The 13,876-nt window shown below is 41.4% G+C and carries 8 protein-coding genes; 5 read left to right on the top strand and 3 right to left on the bottom strand.

Annotated elements, in window-relative coordinates:
- A partial coding sequence (locus QZ562_RS06790; protein ID WP_293758645.1) for an integron integrase occupies positions 1-584 on the top strand: 584 nt, incomplete at its 5' end.
- A gap of 362 nt (positions 585-946) precedes the next feature.
- On the opposite strand, the gene recD is transcribed toward QZ562_RS06790, so the two are convergent.
- Genes recD through recC form a run of 3 tightly spaced genes read right to left on the bottom strand, consistent with a single transcriptional unit; the run spans position 947 to position 10,555 of the window.
- Positions 947-2,956, bottom strand: a complete 2,010-nt coding sequence (recD, locus tag QZ562_RS06800) for an exodeoxyribonuclease V subunit alpha (RefSeq protein WP_293758649.1) — start codon at positions 2,954-2,956, stop codon at positions 947-949.
- 7 nt (positions 2,957-2,963) lie between these two features.
- Positions 2,964-7,025 carry a UvrD-helicase domain-containing protein gene (locus QZ562_RS06805; RefSeq protein WP_293758651.1) on the bottom strand — a complete coding sequence of 1,354 codons (4,062 nt, stop codon included), beginning with the start codon at positions 7,023-7,025 and terminating at the stop codon, positions 2,964-2,966.
- A complete protein-coding gene (gene recC / locus QZ562_RS06810; RefSeq protein ID WP_293758653.1) occupies positions 7,022-10,555 on the bottom strand; it encodes an exodeoxyribonuclease V subunit gamma in 3,534 nt (1,177 codons plus the stop codon). Before recC ends, QZ562_RS06805 begins: the two co-directional genes overlap by 4 nt.
- Positions 10,556-10,683: 128 nt before the next feature.
- Between recC and ppk2 the strand changes: the two genes are divergently transcribed.
- From ppk2 to QZ562_RS06830, 4 genes are all read left to right on the top strand, one after another.
- Positions 10,684-11,454 (top strand): polyphosphate kinase 2, encoded by a 771-nt coding sequence (ppk2, locus tag QZ562_RS06815; protein ID WP_293758656.1) that lies wholly within the window; start codon positions 10,684-10,686, stop codon positions 11,452-11,454.
- 96 nt (positions 11,455-11,550) lie between these two features.
- Positions 11,551-12,357 (top strand): exodeoxyribonuclease III, encoded by an 807-nt coding sequence (gene xthA / locus QZ562_RS06820; RefSeq protein WP_293758658.1) that lies wholly within the window; start codon positions 11,551-11,553, stop codon positions 12,355-12,357.
- A 17-nt stretch (positions 12,358-12,374) separates the two neighbouring features.
- Entirely contained in the window at positions 12,375-13,034 is a 660-nt protein-coding gene (locus tag QZ562_RS06825) for an energy-coupling factor ABC transporter permease (protein ID WP_293758660.1), read from the top strand.
- A gap of 33 nt (positions 13,035-13,067) precedes the next feature.
- On the top strand, positions 13,068-13,874 hold the full coding sequence (locus QZ562_RS06830; RefSeq protein ID WP_293758661.1) for a sulfite exporter TauE/SafE family protein: 807 nt from the start codon (positions 13,068-13,070) through the stop codon (positions 13,872-13,874).
- Positions 13,875-13,876: the final 2 nt, after the last annotated feature.

The following is a 13,876-nucleotide window of genomic DNA, read 5'->3' on the forward strand; positions in this document are numbered from 1 at the left end:
CTCTACTTTATGGAAGTGGATTAAGATTAATGGAAGCTGTGCGCCTGAGAGTCAAAGATGTTGATTTTGATTATTCATGCTTAAAAATTTGGAATGGTAAAGGCGGCAAACATAGAGTTGTCACTTTGGCACCTGAGCTTCACCCAGCACTGCGTAGTCAAATTGTTTTGGTTGAACAATATTTAAACTCTGATATCGCTCATCCTGATTACGCGGGTGTTTATTTACCTAATAGGTTAAGGATTAAGTATCAAACCGCAATTAAAACTTTACCTTGGCAATACCTGTTTCCAAGTATGAAACTGTCAATTGATCCCCAGAGTAAACTTCTGCGCAGACACCATATTGATGAAACAACGGTACAAAAAAGTGTTCGCAGTGCCGCATGTAAAGCAAAAATCCAAAAACATGTCACACCCCACACCTTGCGCCATTCGTTCGCCACTCACCTCTTACAATCAGGCGCAGACATTCGCACGGTGCAAGACCAACTAGGCCATGCTGACTTACGCACCACACAAATTTACACCCATATTTTGCAGCGTGGTGGTAATTCTGTAGTGAGTCCGCTTTCTAGGCTTTGAACACAATTTTTAAGTAATTACCCCATTAACAATCGGCTCAAACGCGGTAAGACGGTCCATCAATACCGCACTAGCAAACCATTTTGTGGGAATATATTGGCAAAGTTACCTTGCTCACCCTGTAGTGCCATATAATGTAAAATCACTATATCTACTAACAAGTTAACGTTGTTCGCGGCGGGCGTGGCAAACAATTAACGAGACACTCGTTATAATTCATTTAAAAATAATTAGCCATTACACACTATGTACAATGCAGGGTTTATTAAAGCGTTAATAAAAAGAGTTAATAAAAATAACTATCGCGATTGCTACTACACAATACAAAGGTTTGGGTCTAAGAAACAAAAGAGCATCAATTTTCACCCCAACAACCGCCCAGCCAAACCACTCCCCCGCACACACTGCTGCCCCAAACTCACACTCAACGCTTTAGCTTCAGCAAATAACATAAACTGCTTCTTCGCCCTAGTTAACCCCGTATAAATCAATTCTCGATTCAACCCTCGCCCTTGATTATTAGCCGTAATAGGTGGCAAACATAAGTAAACCGACTCAAATTCCGACCCTTGACTCTTATGGATCGTCATCGCATACAACGTCTCTAAACTAGGCAATCGGCTAGGTAGTAATCCGCGCAAGTCGCCCTCAGGCGTAACAAACCACACTTTAGTTAAAGCCGCATTGTCAGGGTCTGGCATCACTATGCCTACATCTCCATTAAACAACTTCAGCTGGTGATCATTTTTCGACAGCATGACGGGTCGGCCGATATAGAAATCTTTGGTGTTATCGATTAAGCCTTGTTTGTGTAGTTCGCTCTCAATCAAAGCATTTAACTGCGTAACACCCCAGTATCCACTTTTTTGTGCGCATAATACTTGTTGTTGATCCCAATATTTAAATGCTTGGCGTAGGTCACCTTGTTGAATGGCTTGGGTGTATTGTTGGTAAATCGGCAACAGTTGAGTGATAAGTGTTTTTAATATTTCGTTTGCTACGGTTTGCGGTGTAGTTTGTGTAGGTTGATGCCAGTTAATATCAGTGAATTGTTCATCATTTAATAAACTAACACTTTGATTAACCTGCCCTACTTTAACTTGCTTGGCCAATTGGCCAATACCGCTGTTTTCACCAAATCGATGGCTTTTAAGTAACCTCACCACATTATCTTGAATAACACTACCTCGTATACCACTTCGCTTGGTTATTGAAGTGTTGGTTTCCAAATTGGGTATAGCCGTTGAAGTGGGTAAAGAAATCAACTTAGTTAGGTGTTGCTGCATAGCATCGCTGTAAATCAATAAAGCTTTGTTGGGGTTATCACCTTGTAAGTCACTGGCAGCGCAAATATCAGATAACACACTGCCTGTTTCTACTGATGCGAGTTGGTCTTGATCGCCTAACAAGATAATCTGCGCATTTTTTGGCAATGCGGCGAATAGTTTTGCCATTAAAGGTAAGTCGACCATTGATGCTTCATCAAGCACCAGTACATCCAAATGTAATGGGTGATTGGCGTTAGCTCTGAAATGCGGGCTCTGTGGTTTAGCACCTAATAAACGATGAATGGTTTGGCATTGTTCCGGTAGGTTTGCTTGTAAAGCGGTGGGTAATTTTATTTTTGCTGCGCTGATAGATTCTGTCAGTCTAGCGGCGGCTTTGCCTGTTGGCGCGACCAATTGTATGTTGAGGACGTTTCCCTTTTTAGCGGCAAGTCCTTGTAATAACGCTAACAATTTTGTGACTGTGGTGGTTTTACCTGTACCGGGTCCACCTGTTATAAAACTGAGTGTTTGGCTGGCAGCGATACATACCGCTATTTTCTGCCAATCTAGGGTTTGCCCTTGTTCTGCATGATTATGTTCTTCATCAAATAAATCACTTAATAAAACTTTTGCAGCCGTTATATCCAAGTCGAGTACTTTAGTCGCTTTTTCTCTGATGATAGCGGCTAATTGCGACTCATATTGCCAATATCGCTGCAAATAGAGTTTGCCATCTTGAAGGATAATAGGTTTTGCTGTTGGTTCATCTAAGTTAACACCCGTTGTAGACAAGCGTGCGAAAGTACCTGCGTTTTGAATATAACTGAGCATCGTGCTTAATTCTGGAAAACGGTATACACCTAAAAATGGTTGACCTAGTTTTTCTAAATCAATACAGCTGTGTTGTTCACCTGATTGGGCGCTCACGAAAGCTGACAGCATAGTTAGGCATTCTCTAGCTGACGTGTCTGAAGCATCTTGGGCCGACTCTTCACTGTAAATAAAGTCTGCAAATGCCATATCGATAGCACGTATTTTTGACATTTTAAGCAATTGCTCAAGACCGTTTTTTAAGGCTGGGTTGTTTTGAACTTGCATCAACATAGGGGGTTTACCATAAGTCTAACTGTCCTTGTTGTTGCGGATTTTTATTGGGCTCAGCTTTATCTTTGGGCTCAGGGCTGTTATTGGGCTCAGGGCTGTTTTTCGGCTCAAGTTCTTTTTGAGGCTCAAGTTCTTTTTGAGGCTCAAGGCTGTTATTACCCTGTTCTGTTTTTGATGATGGTTTGCCGGAGAACAAGTCGTCTAATGCTTCGATCATTGGTTTTTCTGGCAGCACAAAATATACACCGTTACCGGGTTCTGTTTGGCTCATGCCCCTTATAAATAAGTAATAAGCACCGCCTATATGAGTGTGATAATCATAATTAGGTAATTTATATTTTAGCCAGCGATGCAGAGCCAATGTATAGAGAATGGCTTGTAAGTGATAATCATGCCCTGTCATCGCTTGTTCCATAGCCGAATAGTGGTAGCTGTCATAACTATCACCTAAGTGGTTGGATTTATAATCGGCGACATAAAACTTGCCTTCAAATTCAAACATTAAGTCGATAAAACCTTTGATCATGCCGTTAAGTTGCTCAAACTGGTAGTCACGCTTATGTTGTTTGGAATACTGATTGATGATGCGATTGAAGTCGCTTACCTTGACTTCATGCAAAGGCATGTGAAATTCCATTTCCACTTTGACTTGTTTCGCAGATAACTTAGACAAACTGATACTGGGCGTTTGGGTGTTAGTTTCTGTTACTTGTTCTGCTTCTGCTTCGACATTAAAGGGTGCAAGCAATACATCTGTTAACCAGTTTTCTAAGCAGTCATGCCATTGTTCTCCAATACCAAACCAAATGGATTGTTGAGTGATCACCTCTGCCAACTGTTCTGGTTTCTGCAGATCTATATTTTCTAATACACCGTGTAAAAACGAACCTGCATTGGCGCCGCGCTCAAAACTAAAGGGGTTTTGCGCCAGCTCAGAATTTAATGATGATTGCTCAGTGAGTGCTTCATCCTGCACTTGATTTAACAATTGATTAAACACTGGGTCTTGGCCTTCATCTTGCCCCGGCGCAGGCATATCCAAGTGCACTTGCTGACTACTAATGGCTGAATAACTGGTTAAACGCCATGCCCTGCTGACTGGCCTTGTTAGATTTAAAGCTTTGAGTTTAGGTAGTTCGATATCACTGTCTTGTGATACAAGCCCTTGAGGTGGTTCGCTTTGCGCTTGAGTAAAATGACGATATGACAAGTCACATTTAGCAGACAAGGCTTGAATACGCTGACTGATATGTTGGTCGGTAATGGCTACTTCAGCATTGTCTTGTGAATGACTATCAGGCTGATCTTTAGCCGACATCAACAAACAACCCAAAGCAGATTGACCAAAGCCTGATACTTTTTTGCTTTTGCCTAAGCTGATATTCCATACACCAATAGAGCAATAATAAACGGCTCGGGTGACAGCCACATAAAACAAACGGATATCTTCGGCCAAACGCTCAAAATCTGCTTTTTGAAGATTTTGTTCTTGTATTAAAAAGTCGACTTCAAGCTGCTGTTCATCATTGTGATACAGAGCCTGTTGCGCTGTTTTATAACTGCTGGCGAAAGGGATGAACACTAACGGAAATTCCAGTCCCTTTGATGAATGCAAGGTAATAATCTGTACTAAATTGGCGTCACTTTCTAGACGCATTTGTTGATTGTCGCTATTGTGATCGGGCTCTAACAAACAGCTTTCAAACCAGTGAATGAGCTGCGCTTCGCCTACCAACTGTAAACTTTGTTGTTGTAACAACTCGGTTAAATGGCGTAAATCAGTCACGCGCCTTAAGCCATCGGGTTGATGTTTAATCAAACCTTGTTCGACATCAAAGTGCTGTAGCACTTGGTTTATGGCGCGGATCAAACCGCGTTTTTGCCAGGTTTGATGCCAATAAAAACGTTGTTCTAACACATCTTGCCAGCTCGATTCGTCGTTAAATAAAGTATCTAGCTGCTGGGCGTTAAACGTAAACAACTCACTCATCAAGGCTGCTTTTAATAGTCTTTCATCTGTAGGTTGGCTAAGGGCTTTGAGTAATCTCAATACGTCGGCTGCAATCTGGGTGGCAAACACACTTTTACGGGCCAAAAACACACTGGCCACATTCACCGCTGACAAGGCATGTTTAATCACTTGCGCTTCATTACGATTACGCACTAAAACACAGCAATCTCCAGCAGTAATAGCCCGGTTTTTGATCTGTGCTTGGTCTGTTTGGGCTAGCTGCAACCAATGAGATATTTGATTAGCCGTGGCTATGGCTAGCTGATTAGACGCATCGCTGGCTGAAATAGGTAAGTTTTCGCTGCTGCATAAATGTTGAAAGTCCAAACTTTCAACTACCTTACCCTGCACAGTTAACCCATCAAAATCTTGCCCTGCTTTTACGGGGTAAAAAGGAATACTTTGTTCAAATAGAAAACCTTTGCGGCTGTTTTCAAATAATTGGTTAATGCCATTGACGAGTTTCGGCGCTGAACGCCAATTAGTGGCTAGGGTAAAATGCCGCTTATTATTCACCCACTCTTTGGCTTTGATATAGGTAAAAATATCTGCGCCACGAAACGCATAAATAGCCTGTTTGGGATCACCAATCATGATCCAACAGGATGTTGACAGCCTTGAGCTACCCTTGGAAATGGTGCTTGAGCTATCCTTGGAAATGGTACTTGAGTTGTTCTTGAAATCAGCACCATGCTTAATCTCGGTACTCAGTTTGGAATTATTATCAAAACTATTCTCACCACTATTATTGTCAATATCCTCATCACTATTCTTGTCACTAGGCCCCAAATCAGGCTCTTGTTGAGAAGCGCCGTAAATACCTTGGAATACCTCGAATTGTACTGGGTCGGTATCTTGAAATTCATCAATCAATGCCGCTGGGTAGTTTTGGCGAATGGTGTTAGCCAACGTATTGTCATCTGTGCCAGCTTGTTGGCTTATAGCGCGTTGCAAACCCGTTAACAGGTCATCAGGCGATAACAAATGTAACATGTCTTTATGAGATTTAAGATTAGTCGACACCACCGACATCGCGTGTTGGCTAAACGCTAAGATTAAGTTTTGTTGGCAACGTAACAGCATACTTTGTAATTGTTCAAACTGACTAAAATCTAAATGGGATAAGTCCTCACTGCCTTTTTTAGCCGCCTTCGCTATTTGTTCAGGGGAGAACAGCTGCCAGCCCGTTTTGTCAAAATCTATTTGTAATAAGTCACTTTTACAAAATGCCTGCATATCTTGTAGTGTGGGTAACTTGCCCAATTTAGCCCGGCCATTCAGATTAGCCTTGCTAAGTTGTAGGCTAACGTCATTTGATAACCACCAACGTTTAAGCTTGGTTACCTGCTGGGCATATTGATCCACACTTTTGATAGCCGAATCAATATCTTTTGTTTGATGTGGCGTGGCATGCTGACTAAGCAAGCGACCAATACCTTTAATCATGGCATCAGGTGTCGCCCAATGTTTTAGCAATAGCTGTAAGGTGTGTTGTGGCAAAGTCACCACATGTTTACGCCAATAATCCTCAGCAGCTATTTTCAGCCATTCACTTTCATCTAATATGAAACTCTGCTCATACATAGCACCACTTTCAAAAGCGTGCTCGGTGAGGGCTTTGTGACAAAAGCCGTGAATGGTATACACCGCAGCCTCGTCCATCTGTTTACTGGCTAAGGCTAAACGCTGACAATCGAGTTCAACGTTGTCACTTTGCTCAATAAGTTGCTGAATAAAAATGTCTTTGCTGGCCCTAGCAAAAAAGTCTAAATAGGCTTTACGTAAACGCTGGCGAATACGCTCTTTTAATTCTCCTGTGGCGGCATTGGTGAAGGTCACCACTAATATCTGCTCGACTCCCAAAGGTTCGCAGCCATGGCCAAGTAACAAACGAATATACAAATTAACGATGGTATAGGTTTTGCCTGTGCCAGCACTGGCTTCAATCAACGAAGCGCCATACAAAGGGAAAGAGAACGTATCAAGAGGTTGCATGGCGGCCGATGGGGCGATGTCATTGGAATTAAGCGCACCATCAAGAATTGGAGTAAGGCTCATTTTGCATCACCTAATTCAACAAGAGGCAAAAGTAACGCCTCTGCTATTTGGCTGAAAGGTTCAAAACGCAGGGCTAAGTCTGGGCAAACTCTCTGAATGTGGGCTTCGGTACCCTCGCCTGTCGCAAAGTCATTGCCTTTAAATGTGCTCAAGGTTTTGTTTATGTCCTGACTCGTTGCCCATTGCCAAGCGGCTTCTGGGTAAAAATGGAGTATTTGATCGCCACCTAGCTGCCAATGTTCAAGCCAAATAGCCAGTTGTTGTAGGGCTGTTTGTTTCTCAATCACAGGTAATGAATACAATTTTTCAGTACTGATAAAATGTGCTTGATTGAGTCCAACCTTGGGTGCATCAGCGCACAAACATAACCATTGTAAATACAAAGCAATACGATCTTTAGCCCTAAGTTTACCTGCGCGCCAGAGTATTAAGTTTTGCGCATACAGGCTGTCAACACGCCCGACTAGAACCACATTATTAACCAACAACTCAATATCAACACTTTGCGCTGGGGTGAGCGATGTATTGAGATCATTAATTTGTTCGGCTAGTTGCGTGCTTTGTTTCACCAAAGGTCTAAGCGCTAATTCTCCGCTTTGTCCTGCGGGCAACTTGCCTTCTGCTCTGAGTTCGTTCAATAAGCTAATGATAGTACTGGGTTGTTCTATCTCTTGGTTTGCTAAAGTAGCTTTTTTTTCACTTTCTTTAATCTTTACATTTTCAACATTTTCTTCGTTGATAACCAGCTCAGAAGTGCCATCAAGGCTCGAAGCAAGAGAATGCTGTACTAATCTTTCGTTTAATTTATATCTATCTAAACCATCAAATGAGAAAGGTTCTTCATCACTACTTTGCTGCCCTAATGGATAAAAACGGGTTTGCCATCGCTGGATAAAAAACGCTTTGGCGGGGTTTTGGAAGAACTGGATCATAGCCTCAAGTTCAAGTTGAGTAGATTGCTCTAAGGACTGAGTCAAAGGCTCAGCATTAAACATCAACGCTTGTGAGGGTTGTTGCAACTGCTCGGCAATGGCTTGTTGTTTTTTGTTAAAGCTTATATAAGACTCAGGTTTGTTGTGAGCTTGGGCGACCAGGCTCTTAACTTTGCCCTTAACCTTAAAATAAACCTGATCAAAAGGCTGTAATTTATGTTTAATCGTTAAATGGGCCAGCAGGTTTTTTTCGGTTTGCTCGACGTCTAAACCTAACTCCCCTGACAAACAAAACCCTTGTTGGCAATATTCCATTAACTCACTGAGCAAAATAGAGGGTGCTAAAGGGCTATTGTCTTTTTGGCTAAAACCTTGATAACTAAAATACAGTTGCTCTCTGGCCGACAACACCGCTTCTAAAAACAAGTATCGGTCGTCTAACCTACGTGACCTGTCGCCACGTTTAGCAGGAGCCAAACGCATCAGGTCAAACCCCATAGGCACACTTTGACGAGGATAATCGCTATCGTTCATGCCTAACAAACACACCATTTTAAAGGGAATACTACGCATAGGCATTAATGTACAAAAATTCACATAACCCGCTAAAAATCGCTGGCCTACCCCATTTTCCTGAATATTTTGCTGTAGCTCACTGACAAACACATCTTGATCAATCTGTTGTGTATATTGATGACTGTGGACTAACATTTTTTCGAGGGTTTCTCGAAGGATAAGCATGTCGGCTTGTTCTGTTTCATCGGCATCATACAGCTCAGCTAACAATTCGAGGGCTTGCTCGACTTTTTGCTGTATGTTTTGTTGATTATTTTGTTGATTAATTTGTTGATTTTGGCAAAACGCCAATACCTTTAATAGTGCACTAGTAAACTGATAACACTTACCTAAAGCCACGGCTTGCTGGCCTTCAATGTCAGCATAAGCCGAAATTAAGTCTTGATCACCTTGGTACAACTCGGTGCTTGCCATCGCATAACCGGCTAACAATCGCTGTAAACCAAACACCCAAGTGTTTTGTTTTTCTGCCGGTAAATCCCAGCGCTGTTTATCATGGTCGTTCCAGCCCCAGCGCACACCCGCATCGGTTAACCAATGTTGTAATAGTTCAAATTCTTGTGGGTCGATGGCAAATTTGCGCTGCACCGCGGGTACTTCAAGTAGTGACAATACTTCAGATAACGTTAAGCGGCTTTGATGCAATTTCATCAATTGTAAAAAGCTGCTCAATAATGGTGATACCTGACCCACATTGCGATCAGATATGGCATAAGGAATAGCTAAATGATGTTCTACAGCACCAAACACCCCTTCGATAAAAGGCGCATAAGTGGCAACGTCGGGCATCATCACAATCACATCACCGGGATGCCAATCGGGGTTGTCATTGAAACGCTTGAGCAATTGGTCGTGCAAAATTTCTAGCTCACGTACTTTGGAGTGACATGCATGGATTTGTAAAGAACGGTCTGTTGGCGTAATTTCAACTTTAGGATACTCTTTACCGTTGGATAATAACTCGCTGGCGTCTAGTTCATCTGCTGTCGCTCTAAACTGTAATTGATTCACATCTGATTGAATATGCTGCAGCAGACACTCTGGGTGAATATCAACAAAGTAGTCTTGTTGCTGCAATTCAAAGCTCAGCAACATATCTTGGTAATCTCGACCTAACTTGCCCCATGAAGCCAACAGTGGATTACCTATATCTAAAAACTCGACTCCGGCCAGTTCTGAATTATCTATCGCTTTAAGTTGGGCTTTAGCCTGGGTTTTTTTATCTACTATATCGCCCCAATAATGCTGACTAGGATTAAACCAAAATATCAACACATCCCGTGTTTCAGCCAAAGCACTGAGTACTTCTAGTTGCTGCATTGGCATGGCTGAAATACCGAAAACCATGAGAGGTTTTTCCGCTTCAGTCGTGCTTTTTTGATTCACTGGATCATGTAAGGCTTCAAGTAAAGTGTGATGTAAATTGGCTCTATGAAAAGGTGACTCACCCAAATCTTTGCTATTGGTGACCAAAGCGCGCCATAAAATGGGCTGCCATGGATGAGACGCACAAATACTTACATCATTCGTATCAGGAAGGTCATTATGGCCAGCTTCCCAATGGATGATCCAGTCGGGTCGGTAAACCAAATATTGGTCATACACATCCGCAATTTTACCGGCTAATTGATATAACTTAAGAGGCTGTGAATCTTTTAAATACTGTTCTATTGCCGCAAACTCAGGTTGCTCAAGCATAGTGGGCAATATCGACATCAGTTTCCATGTCATATTGGGCTTGGTAAAGGCCGATTGTTCAGGTAAGTGTTGGATATGTTGTTGGTACAACTGCCAAATAAAACTTGATGGCAGAGGAAAGTCGATATTCGCCGCAATACCCAGTTTTTCAGCTATTTGGATCTTTAACCACTGCGACATCCCCGGGCTTTGTACCAATATTTGATCTGACTCAAATACCGACGGTCCGTGCCCTAGCGGCCCGCACCCTGCAGTTTCTTGCAAACAACTGATTAAACTATCCGCTAAGCATTCCATTTTGTTTGACTGAACCAGATACAGCATAAATAAAGTATGTTTCTTGAGGCTAAGAATGGTGGGTTTTAGTCTATCAAAGTCTATAATTTTAAAATTATTTTTTAACAGATATTTATTGAAACAAGTGAAAAAATGAATGATAAAAGGATGAAAAGATGAAAAAAACTAAATACGTAAAACACTTAGCCAAGATACAAATTGAACTGGCCCATTTGCAAGAATCAGTTCAAAAAACGGGTCAAAAAGTCGTCGTGCTTTTTGAAGGCAGAGATGCCGCAGGTAAAGGCGGTGCAATCAAAACAATCACCGCTAAGCTCAATCCCAGAGTTGTGCGTATTGTAGCCTTAACTAAACCTACTGAAAGAGAAACCACCCAGTGGTATTTTCAACGATACGTTGCTCATCTTCCTGCTGCAGGCGAAATTGTGCTGTTTGATCGCAGTTGGTACAACCGTGCAGGTGTAGAGAAGGTCATGGGATTTTGCACAGAAAAAGAATACCAAGAATTTTTGAGTACATGTCCCGCCTTCGAAGATACCTTAATAAAGTCAGGTATTACCCTGATCAAATATTGGTTTTCAGTATCTGACGAAGAGCAGGAAAAACGTTTTTCTGAACGGCTGACTAATCCCCGAAAACGTTGGAAGTTTTCTGATATGGATCTTGCTTCTCGTACCAAGTGGGTTGAATACTCCCAAGCCAAAGACGCCATGTTTGAACACACCGACACCGATCATAGCCCTTGGTTTGTAGTTGATGCTGATGACAAAAAAGCGGCCAGACTCAATTGCATTGCTCATCTATTGTCTCAAATTGATTATCATCTCATAAAGCATGCACCCATAACCTTACCCGACATCGATAGAAAAAATTATCAACGCCCCCCACACAAACAACAAAGGCATATTCCTCAGAGATTTGGCTAAATGACTGTTTAGCTGAACCACAGTTCTTGATATCATAAGTAATAGTGGTAACGACCAATTGCCAACCTTTTATATTATTTCCTTTGGATCCTCTCAATGAAAATCGTTTCTTTTAACATTAATGGTATACGCGCACGTTTGCATCAATTACAAGCGTTAATCGACAAACATCAGCCAGATATTATTGGCCTTCAGGAAATCAAAGTACATAACGACCAGTTCCCTATTGCTGATGTTGAAGCCATGGGTTATCACGTCTATTTTCATGGGCAAAAAGGCCACTACGGTGTGGCGATGATGTGTAAAAAGCCTGCATTAGAAGTACAATACGGCTTTCCAACAGATGATGAAGAAGCGCAGCGCCGCATGATCATGGTGAGTTACCCCATGGAAAATGGCGAAACGGTGCGGGTATTGAATGGTTATTTCCCACAAGGTGAAAGCCAAAATCACGAAACTAAATATCCCGCTAAACGAAAGTATTACCAAGACTTGATGGGTTATTTAAACGAGTATCATACTCCCGAAGAAAACGTGATTGTGATGGGTGATGTGAATGTTTCACATACCGATTTGGATATCGGCATCGGTGAACCCAATCGTAAACGTTGGTTACAGACTAAAAAATGTAGTTTTTTACCCGAAGAGCGTGAATGGTTAAATACTTTAATCGACTGGGGTTTTACTGATGGCTTCCGCGATATGTATCCGCAAGAGTCGGAAAAATATAGTTGGTTTGACTATCGCTCAAAAGGTTTTAACGACAACAGGGGCTTACGCATAGATTTGATTCTAACCACCTCAACGTTGCATGCAAGGTTAAAAGAAGCGGATGTAGATTATGAGTTAAGAGGTATTGAAAAACCTTCTGACCATGCTCCTATTTGGTCAGTATTTAAATAACAGATGGATAAATAACTTTGGAACAAACGTCATACTTTACCAACATTCAAGCAATTTCAGGGTTAATCAGCTTAGTCATATGTTTTTTTGTCAGTAAAAAACTTATTTTTTCTCGATTGATATCAGACAAAAAATGCCAGCATCTTGTATTTGGAAGCGCGGCTTGTGTGTTTACTTTGTGGATGTTTCGAACGGGCATCTATGATGGGCTCAATGTAAACTTTTTATGGCTAACTGCATTGTCCTTATTATTGGGTTTTCGTTGGGCTATTTTTAGCGCCACTTTAGCTTTATTGGGAATAACAGTATTCGGTAAAGAAAATATCGATATGTTAGGGGTTAATTTTTTATTAGGTGTTTTTGCCCCCATTGCAATCACATACGGTATTTATAGCCTGACCTTTCACAAATTACCCCGCCACATATTTACCTATATATTTCTTTGTGCATTTTTCCCTGGTGCATTAGCTATTGGGCTAAAGATGTTGGCATTCAGCGGCTATTTTTATTTTGATGATGTCTATAGCTGGCAGATAATTGAAAATAATTACTTATTGTTGACTACTTTAATGCTATTCCCTGAGGCGATGTTTAATGGCATGACGATTACCATGCTGATTATCTATAAACCAGAATGGGTATATACTTTTTATGACAAGTTGTATTTGGATAAATAATAAAAAAACCTCCTAGATTTAAGAGACAATTTTGTGGAAATAGAATTAATTATTCAATTGGCTACTTTAGGCGTGGTAGTAGGTTTTGCGGCGGGTCTATTGGGTGTTGGCGGAGGTGGGATTTTGGTGCCTATGCTCACAGGCATATACTTGTCCGCAGACATTGTGCCTAGTCATGCAGTCCACTTAGCTTTAGGTACGTCCATGGCCTCCATTATTATGACGACTTTTTCCAGTGCCTTTAGTCACTATAAAAACCATAATATTGATTGGTCTTGTGTTAAAGCTATGGTGCCATTGATTATTGTAGGTGCAATTTCAATTTCGTTCTTGATCCCAATAATTAACACGACGTTTCTTGCCGTATTCTTTTCGCTATTTATGTTCATTATTTCTATAAGACTGTTCATCAACAAGCAACCACCAGCGGTGACAAAAAATAAAATATCACCTAAATTGGCGGGCTTAGGCATTGGCAGTATTTCTACCTTAGTGGCAATTGGCGGTGCCGCATTAATAGTACCCTACTTAATTAGCAGGGGATTAGAAATGAGGCGGGCGATTGGTAGCTCAGCGGCGATTGGTTTTCCTATCGCTATTTCTGGCACCATAGGATACGCAATTAATGGCCATATCAGCGTAGACGAATTAGCCAATAATCAGTCTATAATTGGCTTTGTGCATATTCCCAGTGTGATTATTATTTCATTATTTGGTTTTATGATGGCGCCACTTGGGGTGAAGATGTCCAATAATTTACCTGTAAAAGTATTAAAAAAGATCTTTGCCATATTGTTAGTCTGTTTAAGCATCAAAATGTTGATGAACGTTATTTTTTAGTT

Origin of the sequence: uncultured Paraglaciecola sp. (assembly GCF_913058035.1) — a bacterium.
In the GTDB taxonomy this organism is placed as follows: domain Bacteria; phylum Pseudomonadota; class Gammaproteobacteria; order Enterobacterales; family Alteromonadaceae; genus Paraglaciecola.

Excerpts from the sequence above, each read along its gene's own strand:
- recC (WP_293758653.1), bottom strand. The coding sequence starts at position 10,555 with ATGCTGTATCTGGTTCAGTCAAACAAAATGGAATGCTTAGCGGATAGT.
- ppk2 (WP_293758656.1), top strand. The coding sequence starts at position 10,684 with ATGAAAAAAACTAAATACGTAAAACACTTAGCCAAGATACAAATTGAA.
- QZ562_RS06805 (WP_293758651.1), bottom strand. The coding sequence starts at position 7,025 with ATGAGCCTTACTCCAATTCTTGATGGTGCGCTTAATTCCAATGACATC.
- xthA (WP_293758658.1), top strand. The coding sequence starts at position 11,551 with ATGAAAATCGTTTCTTTTAACATTAATGGTATACGCGCACGTTTGCAT.
- recD (WP_293758649.1), bottom strand. The coding sequence starts at position 2,956 with ATGTTGATGCAAGTTCAAAACAACCCAGCCTTAAAAAACGGTCTTGAG.